Raw genomic sequence first — 18,437 nt, forward strand, 5'->3', positions numbered from 1 at the left:
GGGGGCCGCGGCCCTGCCGCTCGGCGGCGCGGGGGTCTGGGTGGCGGACATCTGTGTCGGCTCCTTATGCCGTGACCAGGTAGGAGAAGACGCTCTCCAGGGACTCGTCGGACGGCGAGACGGTGAAGAGCCGGATGCCGTGGTCGCGGGCGATCCGGGGCAGGAATTCGGTGAATCCGGCGAAGTCGATGGCCTGGACGCGCAGCGCCTTCTCCGACCAGTCCAGCTCGATCGCGGCGGTGGACGCGTGCGCGATCAGCACGGACGCGAGCAGCCGGTCGTCGCTCGACCGTACGAGATAGCGGTGCGGGCGGTCGGTCATCAGGCGGCGGATCTTGCGGAAGTCGCCGGAGGCCGCGTGGCGCCCCGCCACCACGACCTCGATGTGGTGTGCGAGCTGCTCGACCTCCTCCAGGATGTGCGAGGAGAACAGGACGGTCCTGCCCTCGGCGCCCATCCGCCGCAGCAGCTCCATCAGGTGCAGCCGCTGCCGCGGGTCCATGCCGTTGAACGGCTCGTCGAGCAGCAGCACCGACGGGTCGTGGACCAGCGCGGACGCCATCTTGGCGCGCTGCCGCATGCCCTTGCTGTACGTGTCGATCTGCCGGTCCTGGGCGTACTCCATCTCGACCGTGGCCAGCGCCCGCCGGGCAGCGGCGTCCGGGTCGGGCAGGCCGTGCAGCTCCGCGTTGGCGACCACGAACTCGCGGGCGGTGAGGAAGTCGTACATCGCCTCGCGCTCGGGCACGATGCCGATCTCGCGGTACGACTGCTCATTGCGCCAGATGGGCGTCCCGTCGAGGGTGACGGAGCCGGTGGAGGGGGCCAGGAAACCCGCCATCATGTTGATGAGGGTGGATTTTCCCGCGCCGTTGGGGCCGAGCAGGCCGGTGACGCCGGGGCCGATCGTCATGGTGATGTCGTTGACCGCCACCACGTTGCCGAACCAGCGCGAGACGTTGTCGATGCTGATCGTCGTCACGAGAGACCGACCTTCTGGTAGCGGCGCATCAGGAGGCCGAAGCTGCCGGTGATGATGGTGAGAACGGCCAGCAGATAGACGATGCCGGCCAGCGCGTCCGGCGGTCCCGAGGCGTGCGGGAAGGCCGAGCTCGCGCCGAGGAACCAGGTCTGGAAGCCGTCGATCAGCGTGATCGGCGAGAAGAGGCCGAGCCAGCCGATCACGTCGTAGTTCTCCTGCACGGAGGCGACGCCCTGGACGCTGGAGACCGCGCCGTAGGTGATGACGAACACCGCGATGATCGCGGCGACGCCGAAGCCGCGGCGCGGGGTGATCGCGGCGATGACGAGCGCGATGCCCGCGAAGAGCAGCGACAGCAGGAGTACGGACACCAGACCCTTCGCGAACCCGGCGGTCTGGGTGCCGAAGCTGAGCTTCGCCAGCAGCGCGCCGATGTAGAGGATGAGCAGGGGCAGCGCGGTCAGCAGGAACAGCGCCGTGGCGAGCGCCGCGTATTTGGCGGCCACGTAGTCGACGCGCTCGATGGGCCGCGAGAAGTACAGCGGAGTGGTCTTGAACCGCAGGTCGCGGGAGACCGACTGCGGGGCCTGCGAGGCGACGAAGAGGGTGATGACCGCCTGGAGGATCACCGCGTAACGGGTGTAGTCGACCGGCAGCTTCGTCATATTGGTGAAGATCGCGACCGCCACCATGATCAGCGCGGGCGCGCACATCGCGGCGAGCAGGATCATCGGCAGCACCTTGGACTTCGCGCTGCGGCCGAGGCCGTACGCGCCGCGCAGGCTCTGGCTGAAGAGGGAGCGCCGGGCGTAGGCGCGGCCGAGGCGCGGGCCGGTGTACTTGCGGTAACCGATGTTGTGGATGACGTCGGGGGCGGTGCCGGTGACCGGGGGGCCGGGGTTCGGCGTGCCGGGCGTCACCGTGTCAGGCTGCGTCACGGCCTTCTCCTTCCTTGGTCAGGGTCGCGGTGTCCGGGGCGTTCGGGGTGCTCGTGTCGTGCGGGGTGTTCGTACCGGCGGGGACCTGCGTGGTGTTCGTGCCGCCGGGGTCGTGCGGGGGGTCGGGGTCCGGGCGGTCGGGGTCGTCCGGGTCGTCGTACGTCAGGTCCTCGTCGTCCGTGAACAGCTCGGCGATGCGGTGGCGGCGCTGCTCCATGCGCACCAGGCCGACCCCGAGAGCGGCGACGGCGTCGCGGACGGTGTCGTACGTCGCGTCGTCCGCTATGTCGACGTGCAGCAGGTGGCCCTTGGTCTGGGCGGTGAGCCCGGCGCCGGTCAGCGCGGCCAGCAGTTCCTTCTCACGGTCGGTGACCTCGACCGCAAGCGACGCCGTGGCCTGCGTGAAGTCGCTGGTGGAGGAGGCGCGCAGCAGTGTGCCGCCGTCGATGACGACGATGTGGTCGCTGGTGCGCTCCAGCTCGCCGAGCAGGTGCGAGGTGACCAGCACCGAGATGCCGAAGTCGGTGTGCACGCGGCGGATCAGGCCCAGCATCTCGTCGCGGCCCGCCGGGTCGAGGCCGTTGGTCGGCTCGTCGAGCAGGACGAGCTGCGGGTCGTGGACCAGCGCCTGCGCCAGCTTGACGCGCTGCTTCATGCCCGTCGAGTAGCCGCCCATCGGGCGGTACCGCTCCTCGTAGAGGCCCACGTGGCGCAGCGTGTCGGCGGTCCGCTCGCGCGCGGCGGTCGGCGGCAGCCCCGACATCCGGGCCATGTGGACGACGAATTCGGTCGCCGAGACGTCGGGCGGCAGGCAGTCGTGCTCGGGCATGTAGCCGACGAGGCCGCGGATCTCGGCGCCGTTGGTGGCCACGTCGAGTCCGAGCACGGCGGCACGACCCTCGGTCGCCGGGGACAGTCCCAGCAGGATCTTGATCAGGGTCGATTTCCCGGCGCCGTTGGCACCCACCAGCCCGGTCACACCGGGGGTGATGTCGACGGTCAGCCGGTCAAGAGCGGTCACCCTCGGGTACCGCTTGCTCAGGCTTTCGGTAGCGATCACAGTCACGTGTCCGACCGTAGCGGCGGGCGCCACGCTCCCGCGTCCGTCCCGAGGATCGGATCCGCCGCGATCGGGGTACTCCTGCGGGCTGACCACCCGTAGGGGTCGGGGAGTTTCCGGGAGTTATCCACAGGGGGTCGCAGGGCTCTTGACCCTGCCACGAGCTGATGTCACATTGATTGCTGTCAGCTTTCGAATGTCGGCGCGGGGTCTGGGGTGAGCGGCCATGGGCGAGGGGTGGGACGGCGGGCGCGACGGGTGTGACGTGCGCGGTCGACACGACGGGCGCGGTCGACACGACGGGCTCAACGGGCTCAGTGGACACGACGGGCTCGGTGGACACGATCGGCTCAACGGACTCGACGGGCGCGGTGAGGTCGACGGGCTCGACGGGTTCCGTGAGGCGCAGCGGCTGGCGTACGCGTGCGCGGAGGCGGTCGCGGCGGAGCTGCGGCCGGGGACGACGGAGCGGGACGCGGCGCACGCGATGCGGGTGTGGGCGCGGGAGCGCGGGGTCCGCGACTGGTTCCATCTGCCCTTCGCCTGGTTCGGCGACCGTACGGCCTTCACCGGCTTCAAGGTGCCGCTCCAGTTCTTCCCGACCGGGCGGCGGCTCGAACCCGGCATGCCGTTCATCCTCGACCTGGCCCCTGTATACGCAGGCTGCACCGCCGACGTCGGCTACTCCGGCTCGCTCGGCCCCAATCCGGTGCAGGAACGGCTGATGGCGGATCTGCGCGAGCACCGCGAGCTGATCCTGCGTGGGGTGCGCGAGCGGCGCCCGCTGCGCACCGTCTACCAGGACGTCGACCGGCTGATGGTCAGGCAGGGGTACGCCAACCGGCATCGCGCGTATCCCTTCGGCGTGATCGCCCACAAGGTCGACCGGGTGCGCGAGCGCCGCTGGTCGCCGCGGATCGCCGGATTCGGCACGCGGAGCCTGAAGGGGCTGGCCTCCGACGCGCTGCACGGACACCGCGAGGGCTGGTCACCGCTGTGGAGTCCGCACCGCATGTCCGACCACCCCCCATACCCCGGTCTGTGGGCGGTGGAGCCACATGTGGGATTCCGCGGCACCGGCGCGAAGTTCGAGGAGATCCTCGTGGTCACGGAGACCGACGCCTACTGGCTGGACGACGACCTGCCGCACGTCAGGCGCTGGCGGGAGACGGACGCGGACACGAGGACGGGATCGATGTCGAGGTCACGGATGGGGACGGGCACAGAATCGGGTTCGGGGACGGGGGTGGCGGCATGACTCGGGACGAGTGGGAAGAGCGGGACGACCGGGACGAGGACGCGGGTCCGGGCGAGGGCGGCGAGGGCCCGGGCGAAGCGGTACGGGACGGGGCGGCCGACGCGGCGGCGCGGGAGCGGTTCGTGACCGGGGGCGGCGGCGTACGGCTGTGCGTCGCCGAGTACGGGGACGCGGCGCTGCCGACGGTGGTGCTGGTGCACGGCTACCCGGACAGCAAAGAGGTGTGGTCGGAGGTGGCCGGGCTGCTCGCCGACCGCTTCCACGTGGTGCTCTACGACGTGCGCGGGCACGGCAGGTCGAGCGCCCCGGCGCGGCTCAAGGGCGGCTTCACGCTGGAGAAGCTCACCGAGGACTTCCTGGCGGTGGCGGACGCGGTCAGCCCGGACCGCCCGGTGCACCTGGTCGGGCACGACTGGGGTTCGGTGCAGGGCTGGGAATTCGTCACGGTCGGCGGGACCGAGGGCCGGATCTCCTCCTTCACCTCGATCTCGGGCCCGTCGCTCGACCACTTCGGCCACTGGATCAAGCGCCGGGTGCGCCGCCCCACCCCGCGCCGGGTCGCCCAAGTGCTCGGCCAGGGGGCCAAGTCCTGGTACGTGTACGCGCTGCACACCCCCGTGCTGCCGGAGCTGGCCTGGCGCGGGGCGCTCGGCAAGCAGTGGCCCAAGCTGCTCTCCCGCGCCGAGAAGCTGCCGTCCGACGGCTACCCGACCGCCTCGCTCCCCGAGGACGCGGCGCACGGCGCCTGGCTGTACCGGGACAACGTCCGCCGCAGGCTGGGCAGTCCGCGCACCGACGCGTACGCCCACGTCCCCGTGCAGCTCATCACGCCGACCGGCGACGTCTTCCTGTCGCAGCGGCTCTACGACGACCTGGAGCAGTGGGTGCCCCGGCTGACCCGGCGCACCGTGGCCGCCAAGCACTGGGTGCCGCGCTCCCGGCCCGAGCAACTGTCGCGCTGGATCGGCGAGTTCGTCACGGCGCACGAGTACGGCGGCCCCGCAGTCCTGGCCGCGACCTCGACCGTCACCGGGGCGGGCAGGACGGTGCTCGGGAAGGCGGAGACCGGAGCCAAGGAGAGGTTCGGCGGCCAACTGGTGTTGGTCACCGGCGCGGCCAGCGGCATCGGCCGGGCCACCGCCTTCGCCTTCGCGGAGGCGGGCGCGCGGATCGTCGCGGTGGACCGGGACGCGGAAGGCGCCGCGAGGACCGCCGAGTTGGCCCGGCTGATCGGCGCGCCCGACGCGTGGCCCGAGACCGTCGACGTGTCGGACGCCGAGGCGATGGAGGAACTGGCCGAGCGCACGGCCGGCCTCCACGGCGTCCCCGACGTGGTGGTGAACAACGCGGGGATCGGCCTGGCGGGCGCCTTCCTCGACACCACACCCGAGGACTGGAAGCAGGTGCTCGACGTCAATCTGTGGGGCGTCATCCACGGCTGCCGCCTGTTCGGCCGGCAGATGGTGGAGCGCGGCCAGGGCGGTCACATCGTCAACACCGCGTCGGCCGCCGCCTTCCAGCCGTCCCGCTCCCTGCCCGCGTACAGCACGTCGAAGGCGGCGGTGCTGATGCTCAGCGAGTGCCTGCGGGCGGAGTTGGCGCCGCACGGCATCGGGGTGAGCGCGATCTGCCCGGGGCTGGTCAACACGCCCATCACCCGCAGCGCGCGGTTCGCCGGGGTCGGCGAGGAGGAGCAGGAGCGGCGCAGGGCACGCTCCGCCCGGCTCTACGGGCTGCGCAACTACCCGCCGGAGAAGGTCGCCCGCGCGATCGTCCGGGCGGTGGAGCGCAACTCCGCGGTCGTCCCGGTCACGCCGGAGGCCCGCGGGGCGCGGCTGCTGTCCCGGCTCTCCCCCAAGACGCTGCGGGCGCTGGCCCGCGTGGACCCGCCGCTGTAGGGCCACCGCCGCCAACTCACCACCGGCACCGTGCCGGCAGCACCGATCCCCACACCGGCCTCGACACCGGCCTTGACACCGACACCGATCCCCACGCCGACACCGCCGATCTTCTCCGAAGGAGGACGCACCGCCATGAGTTACGCGATCAAGCCGCGCCGGGTCACGTTCGACTGGAAGCAGACCCCTCTGCACTGGATTCCGGGCGAGCCGACCGCGACGCACGTCATCAATGTGCTGCACCTGCTGCTGCCCGCGGGGGAGCGGTGGTTCGTGAAGGTGTTCAAGGAGGCGCTCCCCTACGTCAGCGACGAGCAACTACTCAAGGACGTCAAGGGGTTCATGGGCCAGGAGGCCACCCACAGCGTGCAGCACGCGTATGTGCTGGAGCACCTGGCCGAGCAGAATCTCGACACCAGCGGCTACACCAAGCACGTGGAGTGGATGTTCGACGTGCTGCTCGGCGAGAAGCCGCCGTGGGGCGCGCCGGTCACCCGGCGCGAGTGGCTGCGGTTCCGGCTGTCGCTGATCGCGGGGATCGAGCACTTCACCGCCGTCCTCGGCGACTGGATCCTGGACGCCGACGCGCTGGACGAGGTGGACACCGACGAGGTGATGCTGGACCTGCTGCGCTGGCACGGCGCGGAGGAGGTCGAGCACCGGGCGGTCGCGTTCGACATGTACCAGCACGTCGGCGGGGGCGGCGCGGCGCGGTATCTGCGGCGCGCGGAGGGCATGGCGTTCGCCTGGCCGACGCTGTTCTATCTGTGGGTGGTAGGCGCCCGCTACCTGATGCGGCACGACCCGGGGCTGGTCAAGGGCAAGTACCGGTTCAGGAACCACCGCGCCGCCGCCCGCCGCGGCCTGCTGCCGTCCTGGGCCGCGCTCAACGGGGCGATGCCCAGGTACCTGCGCCGGTCGTACCATCCGTCACAGGAAGGGTCGCTGAGCAAGGCCGTCGAGTATCTGGCCATGTCCCCCGCGGCCAGGGCCAGCGAAAGACCGGCGGGCCGCACCGCGGCCTCCTGACCACCGAGGAGTACCGAGGAGTGTGGGCGTGACCACCGCCGCCGAGCAGCGCGCGTACCGGATCGAGGACCTGTCCCATCTGAGCGGGACGACGGTCCGTACGATCCGCGCCTACACCGATCGCGGGCTGCTCCCGAAGCCGGAGCGCCGCGGCCGGGCCAATGTGTACGACGACACGCATCTGGCCCGGCTGCGGCAGATCGCCGATCTCCTGGAGCGCGGATACACGCTGGCCAGCATCAAGGAGCTGCTGGCGGCGTGGGACGCGGGCACCGGCCTCGGCGGAGTGCTCGGCCTGGTCGGTGAGGTGGACCGGCCGTGGTCGGACGAGACGCCCGCGCGCATCAGCCTGGCCGAGCTGATCGAGGCGTTCGGCGGGACGGCGGATCTGACGGCCGTCGAGGAGGGCCTGCAACTGGGCATCCTGGAGCCGGTGCCGGGCAGCGACGAGGAATTCCTCGTACCGAGCCCCCAGGAGCTGGCGGTCGCCGCGGAACTGCACGCCGCCGGCGTGCCGCTGCCCGCGATCACCGGCCACCTGCGGGAGCTGCGGGTCCAGGTCGAGCACATCTCGGAGCGGTTCCTGGAGTTCACCACGGAGTACGTCTTCGAGCGGTTCCTGCGCCACCCGCCGACCGACGAGGAGGCCGAGGAGGCGGCGGCCCTGGTCCGGCGGCTGCGCCCGCTGGCCCAGCAGACCGTCGACGCGGAGCTGGCACGCGCCATGCGGATGCTCGCCACCGAGCACGTACGCCGTCACCTCGGCGACGCCGTGCTCCCCGCGCCGCCGCCGCGCCCGGCCGCCGAGCCGCCCTCGCACGTCCCGGTGCCCCTCCCGGCGGCCACGGTCGCCGCGGTCCGGGAGCTGGTCGGGCCCGACCACGTACCGGAGTTCGTGACGGCCGCCGCCGACCGGGAGATCGCGGCCCGCCGCATGGACGACCTGACAGCCCGGCGCCCCGACGACCCGGAGCACTGACCGCCCGGATCGCTGACCAACCGGCGCGCGGATCAGGCCAGTTGGGCGGGAGCCTCCAGGGCGATCCGCTCGAAGGCGGCGGGATCGGTGTCGAAGTCGCTGTCGGGGATGGGCCAGTGGATGACCATCTCGTCGATCCCGGCCTCCGCGTGCCGGCCGGCGAAGTCCACGAAGGCGTCCACCGACTCCAGCGGGCGCCCCTGGTCAGGGGTGAAGCCGGTCAGCATCACCTTCGGCACCTTCAGCACGTCCCGCCCGGCCTGCGCGCACGCCGCGCCCAGCCGATCCACCTGCCCGCGTACCGCCGCCAGCGACTCCTCCGGCGTCCCCGTCTCGTACAGCGCCGGGTCCCCCGTCGTCACCCACGCCTGCCCGTACCGCGCGGCCAGCCGCATCCCCCGCGGCCCCGTCGCCGCCACCGCGAACGGAATCCTCGGCCGCTGCACACACCCCGGAATCGTCCGCGCCTCGTGCGCCGAGTAGAACTCCCCCTCGTACGACACCTGGCCGTTCGTCAGCAGCCGGTCCAGCAGCCGTACGAACTCCCCGAACCGGTCCGCCCGCTCCCGCGGCGACCACGGCTCCTGCCCCAGCGCCGTCGCGTCGAACCCGCTCCCCCCGGCCCCGATCCCCAGCGTCACCCGCCCCTCGCTCACGTCGTCGAGCGTCATCAAGTCCTTGGCGAGCGTGACCGGGTGCCGGAAATTCGGCGACGTCACCAGGGTGCCCAGCCGCATCCGGCCGGTGACCGCGGCGGCAGCGGTCAGCGTCGGCAGCGCGCCGTACCACGGCTTGTCCCGAAAGCTCCGCCAGGACAGATGGTCATACGTATAGGCGGTCCCGAACCCCAGATCCTCGGCCCGCCGCCACACCTCCCGCCCCTCAGCGGCCCAGCGGTAGATCGGCAGAATCACAACACTCAGACGCATGCACACGACCTTACGAGCAACGGACCACGCAGCAGAAACGAAGCATGGCTGCGCCGTGCCAGCGGTCCTGTGTCGGACGCCACCGCGCTTCAGCCTGTCCGCAAGGCGTCGGCGCACGGACCAGTCAGGCACTTTCCGAGGAACGCGGCCCACCGAACGCGCACCGCTCGCTACCGTGGCTGAGGTGAGCACAAGGAGCGGCGCCGAACTGGATGCGCTGACCGAGGAAGCGACCGTCGAAACGTACGACGAGATCGAGGCGGTCAACGGGTTCCTGGCGGCCATCGATGAACACCTGACGGTTCCTTTCACCACGACCGTCCTGGGCGTCGAGGTGACAGTGGTCGAGATCGACCTCACGAACGACTCCCGCATGGTCGCTCGTTGCGTCCGGGAAGAGTTCCGGCAGGACATCGGCCTGGCTGAACCGCCCCTGCCGGAACAGCCTCCGGACGGGGCGCACTGGGTCGAGGCGTACCGGCGCTTGGCCGGTAGCTGAGGAAGCGGACCCGGACGAGAGCCGAAGCACGTAGGAGCACGACATGAACACCGCCCCGGATCTCGCATATGCCCTGCGGCACAGCGCCGAGCTGAAGGAAGAACTCGTCGCGTTCGGGAAGGGCCGCGCCTTCGAGCGTTTCCTCGACCCGCTCCTGGTGGAGGCCGCCGACGCCCACGGCTCGTTGGACGAGGCGACCGCGGTCAACGTCATCGACCACTTCCTGCTGCAGTACCGCCTGCCTGACGGCAGCACGGTCGCCGACCGCTTCGTCGCTCGGCGAACGTCTCTGTCCGAAGCCGACCGGCAGATGGTCCTGGCGTGGCGCGATCCGGTGGAAGGGCTCTTCGAGGTAGGAGGCAAGGACGGCGAGTGCCTGCGCCTGCTCAACCTGCTGGACGACCTCGAGTACCGGACATACACCAACGCCGGGCAGTCGGCCTTCCGGAGCGTCGCCAAAGGTGGTTTCCTCGGCGCCCGACTGGTCGCCCTGGCGGGGGTACCCGGCGCATGGCTCGTCTCCGGCGTGATGTCCGCCTACCCCCGGGCCGCCGCGCCGGACATCGCCGGTGCGGCCCTCGAACTGGCCACCAGCCGACCTGAGCTGGTCTTCCGCAACCCCGCGAAGATCGAGCAGGGATGGCGCTCGATGCGGGAGGATCAGGCGGCATTCATCGAGTTCTGCGGTAGCGACGAACTGATCCTCGCGCCCGAAGAAACCGAGGACCGCATCAACGCCTACTACCGCCACCGGCAGCAGGTCCCCGCCGGGCAACGCCCCCGCCCCACCCGAGGCAAGCGGCGGCCCGCCCCGGACATGCCCCTCTTCACGCTGCCGCCCGAACTGGCGGACTCGGACACCGTGGGCGTCATCTACGACCAGGTCGACGGGCTCAACTTCTACGCGGACTACGGGTCGCTGCGCGACCTGTTCGCGAACCCCGACCTCGCGGGCCGCAAGCACCATCAGGACCTGCTCCGCACATACTTGCGCGAGGAGACGATCACGCCGCTGCCCATCCGCCGACTGGCCGCCGCACACCCGCAGAACGTCGACACGGTGTTCCGCAGACTCCTGCGGCAGCCCGGCTTCACCTGGAGCGAGCACGGCGACGCCCTGCTGCGCCGACGCAAACCCTGGTACTACGAGAGCGAGCCGCGCCCCGGCGTCTCCGTGATCGGTGACCGGCTCAATGAGCTGCTCCGCGTCCGGCCGCGCTGAGCGCATGCCGGGAGCTTCACAGACTGCACACCCGGCGACCGAGAAAGGCGTACGGCGTGCATACTGCGGTATGCTCGCCTTATGGCTGACACGACCAGGATCACGGTCACGCTGCCGACCGAGCAGGTGGCAGAGCTGAAGAAGCTCACGGACAACGTCTCCGGTTATGTGGCCGAGGCAGTCGCCCGTCAGATCAGGCACCAGCTGCTCGGGGCCGATCTGCGGAACTACGAAGACGAGCACGGCTCCTTCAGCGAAGAGGAACTGGCCGAGGCCCGTGCGCGTATCACGGGGGCGACGGAGACCGCAGGCGGCGCGAGCGCCGCGTGAGTCAGTACATCGAATCCGTGGTTCTGGACAGCGAGGGCCTGTCTGCCTGGGTCGCCCAGGACCGGAAAGTCCTCGGCCTGCTGAAGGTGTTCCACGAGATGGGCGCAGATCTGATCATCAGCGCGAACACCATCGTGGAGATCAGCCACACTCGCGTGAACATGCCGCGGCTCCAGTGGACGCTCTCCCGGGTCAAGGTGGAGCCGGTCACCGAACAGACCGCCAAGGAAGCGGCGAAGCTACTCAAGACGGCCGGCCTGCACGGGCACAAGTACGCCATCGACGCGACCGTCGCGGAAGCGGCCCTGCGGCAAGCCGTGCCCGTGGTCCTCCTGACGTCGGACATCGACGACATGGCCCGCCTGTGCGGCAAGCGGATCGGGCTCATCGGCCTCTGAGCCGCAGAACCGCAGGTCAGCCCGTGACGCGTGAACGCGGCTTGACCGACGTCACCAGGGTGCCCGGGCGCATCCGGCCGGTGACCGCGGCGGCAGCGGTCAGCGTCGGCACCGCTCCGTACCACGGCTTGTCCCGGAAGCTCCGCCACGACAGATGGTCATACGTATAGGCGGTCCCGAACCCCAGATCCTCGGCCCGCCGCCACACCTCCCGCCCCTCGGCGGCCCAGCGGTAGATCGGCAGAATCACCACACTCAGACGCCTGCCGCCGACGATACGCGGACTGCCGACCACCTCAGCCGTCCGGCTGAGCAGGTGCTGAAGCAGCCCGGCGCCACCCCCGTTGACCACTGGCGTTGATCCGTGAGCACATCGGGCAAGGCCGAGCTCGCGGCCGTGATCGACGAAGTGACTGTCGACGCCTGCAACGAGGACGATCAGACAGCGGGGCCTGTTCACCATGCTTGAGGAGTACCTCGATGTGCCCTTCGCCACGGCAGTCCTCGGCGCCGAGGAGGGCGCGGAGGGGATCGACGCGTACCGTGACTGGACCGGTTGAGGTACGGCCTCCCATACTCAGGACACTTCTGCGAACTGGCCTGTATGAAGGGGCCGAACGTGACTCACACAGCACACATCAGGGTGCCGCTCGTAATCCCACCACCAGCCGTTGGATGAGCCTCCCGCGCGCGGATCGCCAGCGAGTTAACAGGACATGTATTACACTATTCCTGTGGACACGTCACGCCCGGGCAAGACCCGAGTCACCAGCGTTTCTCTTCGCGCCGAGACCCTGGAGGCGATTCGCTCGCGCGCAGGCAAGCAAGGCGTTTCCTCATACATCGAGGAAGCCGTGCAGCGTCAGCTTCAGCGTGAGGCGGTAGATGAGTACATCGCGGAGTACGAGGCCGAGCACGGTCCCGTTGACCAGGCCGAGGTGGCAGCGCGCGCCGAGAGAATCCGGGCGCACCACACAGCCCATCGTGGCGACGCCTCGCCAGCGGACGCTGCGTGAGCGGCACTCTTGTCCTGGACAGTGAAGCCCTGTCCAAGCTGGCCCGGCGACACCGTGACATGACGGTGTGGCTGGATGTCGCTCGTACCCTCGATCTACTGATCGTGACCAGTGCGGCAACTCTCGTTGAGGCGCGCGATCCCAAGGTCGTCCAGGCGGCGTTCGACTTCGCGGTCTCCCTCACCAAGGTGCGACCGATCACGGAGGAGACCGCCCGCTCGGCGAGCAAGCTCCTGGTCGCGGAGGGACTTCACGGGCACAAGTACGCCATCGACGCGATGCTGGCTGCTACCGCACACGCAGAACACGGCGATGTGACGGTCGTGACCAGCGATGTGGAGGACCTGCGTCGACTTTGCCGTCCCCGCATCGCAGTCGAGGCGATCTGACGCCTGCCATCTGCACGCACAGGCACGGTTCCGTGGCGCCGACGCGGCTCGTCGGCACGGCCCGGCTCGTCGGCACGGCCCGCGGTGGCGGCCCAGGCGCGCCCCCAAGTGCCGGCGCGGCCCGGCGAACACGACGACCTCCACGAACTGGACGGAACGGCCGCGGAATGAGTGGAACGACACCGGCCGACGAACGGCCCGCCGGGGCGGACCGGCACCGGCGCGACGCGGCGGGCAGCCGCGAACGCCTGCTGAAGGCCGCGGGCGAGCTGTTCGCCGAGCACGGGTACGACCGCACCACCGCGCGGGCCATCGGCAGCCGCGCCGGGGTCGATCCGGCGATGATCGCCCGCTACTTCGGCGGCAAGGCCCAGCTCTACATCGCCACGCTGCGCACCAACGACGGCCCGGACGACATCGTCGACCTCCTCGACCCCGACCGTCTGGCGACCATCCTCGACCGCACCCGGCGCCACGGCCCCAACCCCGTCTACCAGGTCGCCGTCCGCCCCCACGAGGACCCGGCCGGTCAGCAGGCCACCCGCGCGGAGCTGCACCGCCGTGTCGTGGACCCCCTCCACCGGCGCCTGCTCGCCGATGGCACCCTCGATCCCGCCCTGCGCGCCGAACTCATCGCCGCCGCCTTCATCGGCGTCGTCCTGGCCCGCGGCTCCGGCGCCTTCACCCACCTCCCCGCCCTCCCCGACGCCGAGCTCCGCACCCTCCTCCTGCAAATGCTGACCCCCCAAGACCCGAGCCCGGACCCCGCCCCGGACCCCGACCCCGACTCCGCCCGCTAGGAGAGGGCCGGGAGGGCGAAGAGGCGGGCGGCGTTGTCGTGGCAGACGGCGCGGAGCCAGGCGGGGCCGAGGCCGGTGGATTCCAGGGCGCGGAGGGCGTGGGCGTAGGGATAGGGGATGTTGGGGAAGTCCGTGCCGAGCAGGACGCGGTCGGCGAGGGCGGACAGGCGGGGCAGGGCCGCGGGCGGGAAGGGGGCGGCGGACTCGCTGAAGTCGGTGAAGGCCATGGTGGTGTCGAGCAGGACCCGCTCGTGCCGTTCGGCGAGGCCGAGGAAGTCCTCGTACTCCGGCATTCCCAGGTGGGCGACGACGAGCCGCAGGCGCGGGTGCCTGGCGAGCAGGGCGGCGACGGGGGCGGGGCCGGTGAAGGGGCCGGGGACCGGGCCGGAGCCGCAGTGGGTGACGACGGGGACGCCGGTGTCGGCGAGCAGGCCCCAGACCTCGTCGAGCAGCGGGTCGTTGGGGTCGTAGCCGCCGACCTGGAGGTGGCACTTGAAGACGCGCGCGCCCTGGGCGAGGGCGCGGCGTACGTCGTCGGCGGCGCTGGGCTCGGCGAAGAACGTCGCGGTGTGCAGGCAGTCAGGGGTGCGGGCGGCGAAGTCGGCGGCCCAGTCGTTCAGCCACCGCGCCATGCCGGGCTTGTGCGGATAGAGCATCGAGGTGAAGGCCCGGACGCCGAAGCCGCGCAGGGTCTCGACACGCCGCTGCTCCTCCTCGCGGTACGCGATCGGCCAGGCGCGGCCGACGAGCGGACCGGCCGCGTCGAAGTACGCCCACACCTTGGCCATGACGCGCTCGGGCATGAAGTGGGTGTGCACGTCGATGAGGGCGTCGAGGCCCAGGGCCTGGCGGAACGCGGCGACCTCGGCCTGTTCGCCGCGCCGGGGCGACTCCTCGTGAGGGGACACGGCGCCACCTTATCCAGCGCCTCAGGACCGGCCGCGGCCCCGTCGGCGCCGGGCGACACAGGACCCCATTGGTCCGAATGAGTGGCGTTTATGTGTATATCCGCGAATCCGGGGTGCGGCTCCCACGATTCCGTGCCGTCTTCCTCATGATCGGAGAAGTCAGATTTCCGCACCAAGGAATCGAGAGGTCATGAACGTCTTCAAGAACGTCACCGCCTTCTGGAGCGCCTTCGTCGGCGTGCTCCTCAAGCTCGTCGCCGGGCTCGGCTTCGCCACTCCGGCCCGCACCGCCCGCGTCCACACCGCCGCCGCCCAGGCCGCCGCCGTTCCGGCCACCGCCGTCGCCGTGGCGAACGGTACGGGCGCCGCGCCGGGCACCGCGCCGACGCCGACCAGGACGCCGTCCTGCGCCGCACTGCTGCCGGCCCCGCGCCCGAGCAGCCGCTCGCTGCCGCCCACGATGAAGCAGCGCATCAGGGCCGAGGCGCACGGCTCCTCCCCCTCTGCCCGCAGTATCGCCCCGGACACCGGCGAGGCCCTGCCGTACCCCGCCAGTCCGGCCCTCGCGGACCACGCCCTGACCAGCACCGCGGACGAAGCGGTGCTCGTCCGCTGAGCCGGACCGCGTACGAAGTCCCCGCACGTGGTCCCCGCACGGAGATCCCGCAGGAACTTCCCGGGACATAGTCCCCGCACGAACTCCCCTTCTGTACAAGCTTCTTGTACGACCAGCACCGCACCAACCCCACAGATTTCTGCGCCCCACAAGCGCAGCGCTCACCCTCGTCGCACCAGCAGCCGCGCCGGCGGCCGCACCAGCCAGTCGTACCGTCAGCCGTATCCGCTGCCAGTCCGTCAGCCCGTACCCCTGCCGTGATCGCGTGACCCGCGCCCCTGTGACGTCCCCGGGAGCGATGGGATCAAGCCGGAATCGCGGCCGAAACGGGCTCGGCTGAGCGGGTATCCGCACCTTTGTGCGGGCGGGGCAAGGATGCGCAAGGATGGGCCCGTGACCTCAGCCAATGAGCCCAGCGGGCAGCATCGATCAGCGGACGTGTCGTCCGCCGCCTCCTACTCCGCCCCTCCGCCGCGGCTGATCGCCACCGACCTGGACGGCACGCTGCTGCGCGACGACAAGACGGTGTCCCCGCGTACGGTCGCGGCGCTCGCCGACGCCGAGGCCGCGGGCATCGAGGTCTTCTTCGTCACCGGGCGCCCCGCACGCTGGATGGACACCGTCGCGGCCCACCTCGCGGGGCACGGCATGGCCATCCTGGCCAACGGCGCCTCCGTCTGGGACCTGCACAAAGGCGAGTTGATCGAGGCGTTCCCGCTGCCGGAGGACGACGCCCTCGCCGTCGCGCACGCGCTGCGCGCCGCCGTGCCCGGCACGACCTTCGCCGTCGAACGCGCCGACACCTTCTACCGCGAGCCGGACTACCCCCGCGTCATCGAGCCGGACTTCGGCCCCACGGCCCCGATCGAGGAACTGCTCGCCGTGCGCGACGCGCGCCAGCCGCTGCTGAAGCTGCTCGCCAAGCACCCGTCCATCGACCCGGACGAATTCCTCGCCATCGGGCTGAGCGTGGCGGGGCAGCACGGCGAGATCACCCGGTCCAGCGACAGCGCGCTGCTGGAGATCAGCGGCGAGGGCGTCAGCAAGGCCACGACGCTGGCGCGATGTTGCGCCGAGCGCGGGGTGTCCGCCGCCGAGGTCGTCGCCTTCGGCGACATGCCGAACGACCTCGCGATGCTCGGATGGGCCGGTACGTCGTACGCCGTCGCGAACGCCCATCCCCGCGTCCTGGCCACGACCACGCACCGGACCGAGTCCAACAACGACGACGGGGTCGCCCGCGTCATCGAGCGGATCATCGCCGCCCGGCACGGCGACGGAACCGCCTAGCCCGTACGGGGAGCGCTGGTCGCACCGCACCGCACCCGCTCCGCCCGGTCAGTCCGTACGCAGCGGCGCCTCCCACCGCACCGTCGTGCCCGCACCCTCGGGGCCCGGCCCGAAATGGCTCGATCCGCCCAGCGATTGGGCGCGGCGGGAGAGATTGCGCAGGCCGCTGCGCCGGCCGGCCGGGGGGATGCCGACGCCGTCGTCGGTGGCGGTCAGGCGGACCGCGTCGGCGCCGCCGGGAAGGGTGGCGGTGGCGTCGAGGGTGATGTCGATGCGCGAGGCGCGGGCGTGCCGGAAGGCGTTGGAGAGGACTTCACGCAGCGCCGCGACGAGGTTCTTGGCGGTGGGCTCGCCCACCAGCGCGTCGACCGGTCCGATGAAACGTACGGACGGCTGGAAACCGAGCGGTACGGCGGCGGTGCCGACCTCGCGCAGGACGCGGGCGCGCAGTCCGGAGGGGGCGTCGTCGGGCGCCTGCTGGAGGGCGTAGACGGCGGTGCGCACCTCCTGGATGGTGGCGTCGAGTTCGTCGACGGCGTGGCCGATGCCCTCGCGCACCTCGGGCGTGCGGGCCCTGCGCCCCGCGCCCTCCAGCATCATGCCGGTGGCGAAGAGCCGCTGGATGACGAGGTCGTGCAGGTCACGGGCGATACGGTCGCGGTCCTTGTAGACGGCGAGGCGTTCGCGGTCGCGCTGCACATCGGCCAGGACGAGGGCGAGCGCGGCCTGGGCGGCGAACTGGGTGGCCAGTACGCGTTCGGCCTCGGTGAACGGACGGCCGCCGGGCTCGCGCGGCAGCGCGAGGATGCCGATGACACGGTCGTTGCTCCGCAACGGGAGCATCATGGTCGGCCCGAAGCGTTCCGCCAGCCGCGTGGTGGTGCGCGGGTCGGAGGCGGCGTCCGCCACGAAGACGGCCTCGCCGTTGAGGAGTTGGGCCGCGATCGGATTCTGCGGCGGGATGACGGTGCCGACCATGCCGGCCGGCTCGGCGGCGGAGGCCGCGACGACCTCGAGGCCGCCGTCCCCGGCCCCGTTCTCGTCGAGGCTCGGCAGCATGACCAGCGCGGCGGCGGACTCGGCGAGCTTGCGGGCCCACACCGCGACGACGTCGAGCGCGTCGCTGGTGCCGTCCCCGGTGAGCAGGGCCGTGGTGACGGCGGCGGCGCCGCTGATCCAGTGCTCGCGCTGCCGGGTGGCCTCGTACTGCCGGGCGTTGCCGATCGCGATCCCGGCCTCCATGGCGAGGATGCGCAGCATGGCGGTGTCCTCGTCGGTGAACTGCCGGCCGCCGCGCTTCTCGGTGAGGTAGAGATTGCCGAAGATCTCGGTGTGGACGCGGATCGGGACGCCCAGGAAGCTGCTCATCGGCGGGTGGCCGGGCGGCAGGCCCACCGCGCGGGCGTCGTCCGACAGGTCGGCCAGCCGCAGCGGCACCGGATGCCGGATCAGCTCGCCGAGCAGCCCGGTGTGGCCGTCGGGCAGCGCGCCCATCCGCTCGGCGTCGGCCTCGTTGATCCCGTACGTGATGAAGTCCGCGAGCCCCGAGCCGTCCGCGTCGAGGACGCCGAGCGCGGCGTAACGCGCCCCGGCCAGCTCGGCCGCCGTCTCCACGATGCGGCGCAGCGTGGTGTGCAGTTCGATGCCGGTGCCGACCGAGACGACCGCTTCCAGCAGTTCCGGCAGCCGCACGGTGATCTGGGAGGCGATGCCCTGGAAGCTGAGGGTGGTCGGCTCGGGGGTCTCCCCGTCGCCCGGGGTCCGTCCGGGAGAGGACGGTGCCGCGGGGGGCGCCGGGGCGTCCTCGTTCGGGGCCGCCCCGGCCGTCTCCGTGCCCGCTTCCGCGGGCGTCCCGGCCGGCATCTCGCCGGGCGTCTCGCTGTCTGAGGCCATGAG

General features: G+C 71.3%; 19 protein-coding genes and 1 pseudogene. 12 read left to right on the forward strand and 8 right to left on the reverse strand.

The features are described from left to right. Nucleotides 1–64: 64 nt before the first annotated feature. Genes ACFZBB_RS13860 through ACFZBB_RS13870 form a run of 3 tightly spaced genes read right to left on the reverse strand, consistent with a single transcriptional unit; the run spans nt 65 to nt 2,980 of the window. Nucleotides 65–982: an ATP-binding cassette domain-containing protein gene (locus ACFZBB_RS13860; RefSeq protein ID WP_391121287.1), complete on the reverse strand. Its 918-nt coding sequence runs from the start codon at nt 980–982 to the stop codon at nt 65–67. Next, entirely contained in the window at nt 979–1,902 is a 924-nt protein-coding gene (locus tag ACFZBB_RS13865; protein ID WP_391122228.1) for an ABC-2 transporter permease, read from the reverse strand. Before ACFZBB_RS13865 ends, ACFZBB_RS13860 begins: the two co-directional genes overlap by 4 nt. A 4-nt stretch (nt 1,903–1,906) precedes the next feature. Next, nucleotides 1,907–2,980 (reverse strand): ATP-binding cassette domain-containing protein, encoded by a 1,074-nt coding sequence (locus ACFZBB_RS13870; protein ID WP_391122231.1) that lies wholly within the window; start codon nt 2,978–2,980, stop codon nt 1,907–1,909. Nucleotides 2,981–3,245: 265 nt separating this feature from the next. On the opposite strand from ACFZBB_RS13870, the gene ACFZBB_RS13875 reads away from it, so the two are divergent. From ACFZBB_RS13875 to ACFZBB_RS13890, 4 genes are all read left to right on the forward strand, one after another. Then, nucleotides 3,246–4,238: a M24 family metallopeptidase gene (locus tag ACFZBB_RS13875; protein ID WP_391121290.1), complete on the forward strand. Its 993-nt coding sequence runs from the start codon at nt 3,246–3,248 to the stop codon at nt 4,236–4,238. After that, on the forward strand, nt 4,235–6,136 hold the full coding sequence (locus ACFZBB_RS13880) for an SDR family oxidoreductase (protein WP_391121293.1): 1,902 nt from the start codon (nt 4,235–4,237) through the stop codon (nt 6,134–6,136). Before ACFZBB_RS13875 ends, ACFZBB_RS13880 begins: the two co-directional genes overlap by 4 nt. Before the next feature lie 135 nt (nt 6,137–6,271). After that, a complete protein-coding gene (locus tag ACFZBB_RS13885; protein ID WP_391121295.1) occupies nt 6,272–7,165 on the forward strand; it encodes a metal-dependent hydrolase in 894 nt (297 codons plus the stop codon). A gap of 28 nt (nt 7,166–7,193) precedes the next feature. Then, entirely contained in the window at nt 7,194–8,144 is a 951-nt protein-coding gene (locus ACFZBB_RS13890; protein ID WP_391121298.1) for a MerR family transcriptional regulator, read from the forward strand. 32 nt (nt 8,145–8,176) lie between these two features. On the opposite strand, the gene ACFZBB_RS13895 is transcribed toward ACFZBB_RS13890, so the two are convergent. Beyond that, nucleotides 8,177–9,073, reverse strand: coding sequence for an LLM class flavin-dependent oxidoreductase (locus tag ACFZBB_RS13895; protein WP_391121301.1), 897 nt, complete (start codon nt 9,071–9,073; stop codon nt 8,177–8,179). A gap of 184 nt (nt 9,074–9,257) precedes the next feature. On the opposite strand from ACFZBB_RS13895, the gene ACFZBB_RS13900 reads away from it, so the two are divergent. From ACFZBB_RS13900 to ACFZBB_RS13915, 4 genes are all read left to right on the forward strand, one after another. Next, a complete protein-coding gene (locus ACFZBB_RS13900; protein ID WP_391121303.1) occupies nt 9,258–9,572 on the forward strand; it encodes a hypothetical protein in 315 nt (104 codons plus the stop codon). A 43-nt stretch (nt 9,573–9,615) separates the two neighbouring features. Beyond that, on the forward strand, nt 9,616–10,794 hold the full coding sequence (locus ACFZBB_RS13905; RefSeq protein ID WP_391121306.1) for a hypothetical protein: 1,179 nt from the start codon (nt 9,616–9,618) through the stop codon (nt 10,792–10,794). Between the two features lie 81 nt (nt 10,795–10,875). Beyond that, nucleotides 10,876–11,124: a hypothetical protein gene (locus ACFZBB_RS13910; protein ID WP_391121309.1), complete on the forward strand. Its 249-nt coding sequence runs from the start codon at nt 10,876–10,878 to the stop codon at nt 11,122–11,124. After that, nucleotides 11,121–11,522, forward strand: a complete 402-nt coding sequence (locus ACFZBB_RS13915) for a PIN domain-containing protein (RefSeq protein WP_391121312.1) — start codon at nt 11,121–11,123, stop codon at nt 11,520–11,522. The genes ACFZBB_RS13910 and ACFZBB_RS13915 overlap by 4 nt, the downstream gene beginning before the upstream one ends. Before the next feature lie 22 nt (nt 11,523–11,544). Here the strand turns inward: ACFZBB_RS13915 and ACFZBB_RS13920 are convergent. After that, nucleotides 11,545–11,799, reverse strand: a pseudogene (locus ACFZBB_RS13920) (LLM class flavin-dependent oxidoreductase); the annotation flags it as partial. 559 nt (nt 11,800–12,358) lie between these two features. Next, a complete protein-coding gene (locus tag ACFZBB_RS13925; RefSeq protein ID WP_391121315.1) occupies nt 12,359–12,496 on the reverse strand; it encodes a hypothetical protein in 138 nt (45 codons plus the stop codon). A gap of 38 nt (nt 12,497–12,534) precedes the next feature. On the opposite strand from ACFZBB_RS13925, the gene ACFZBB_RS13930 reads away from it, so the two are divergent. Both ACFZBB_RS13930 and ACFZBB_RS13935 read left to right on the forward strand, forming a co-directional pair. Beyond that, nucleotides 12,535–12,927, forward strand: coding sequence for a type II toxin-antitoxin system VapC family toxin (locus ACFZBB_RS13930; protein ID WP_391121318.1), 393 nt, complete (start codon nt 12,535–12,537; stop codon nt 12,925–12,927). Nucleotides 12,928–13,094: 167 nt separating this feature from the next. Continuing rightward, a complete protein-coding gene (locus tag ACFZBB_RS13935) occupies nt 13,095–13,727 on the forward strand; it encodes a TetR family transcriptional regulator (protein ID WP_391121321.1) in 633 nt (210 codons plus the stop codon). Here ACFZBB_RS13935 and ACFZBB_RS13940 read toward each other — a convergent pair. Next, entirely contained in the window at nt 13,724–14,530 is an 807-nt protein-coding gene (locus tag ACFZBB_RS13940) for an amidohydrolase family protein (RefSeq protein WP_391122234.1), read from the reverse strand. The genes ACFZBB_RS13935 and ACFZBB_RS13940 overlap by 4 nt on opposite strands. Before the next feature lie 295 nt (nt 14,531–14,825). Between ACFZBB_RS13940 and ACFZBB_RS13945 the strand changes: the two genes are divergently transcribed. Together ACFZBB_RS13945 and ACFZBB_RS13950 are read left to right on the forward strand one after the other, a co-directional pair. Then, nucleotides 14,826–15,251, forward strand: coding sequence for a DUF6344 domain-containing protein (locus ACFZBB_RS13945; RefSeq protein ID WP_391121324.1), 426 nt, complete (start codon nt 14,826–14,828; stop codon nt 15,249–15,251). Between the two features lie 375 nt (nt 15,252–15,626). Further along, complete coding sequence (locus ACFZBB_RS13950) at nt 15,627–16,541, forward strand: Cof-type HAD-IIB family hydrolase (protein WP_391121327.1); 915 nt, start codon at nt 15,627–15,629, stop codon at nt 16,539–16,541. Nucleotides 16,542–16,589: 48 nt separating this feature from the next. Here the strand turns inward: ACFZBB_RS13950 and ACFZBB_RS13955 are convergent, their stop codons facing one another. Further along, the gene (locus tag ACFZBB_RS13955; protein ID WP_391121330.1) at nt 16,590–18,434 is read right to left on the reverse strand and encodes a GAF domain-containing protein; all 1,845 of its coding nucleotides are present in this window, start codon (nt 18,432–18,434) and stop codon (nt 16,590–16,592) included. Between the last annotated feature and the right edge of the window lie 3 nt (nt 18,435–18,437).

Source organism: Streptomyces sp. NPDC008139, from assembly GCF_042957025.1.
Taxonomy (GTDB): Bacteria; Actinomycetota; Actinomycetes; order Streptomycetales; family Streptomycetaceae; genus Actinacidiphila.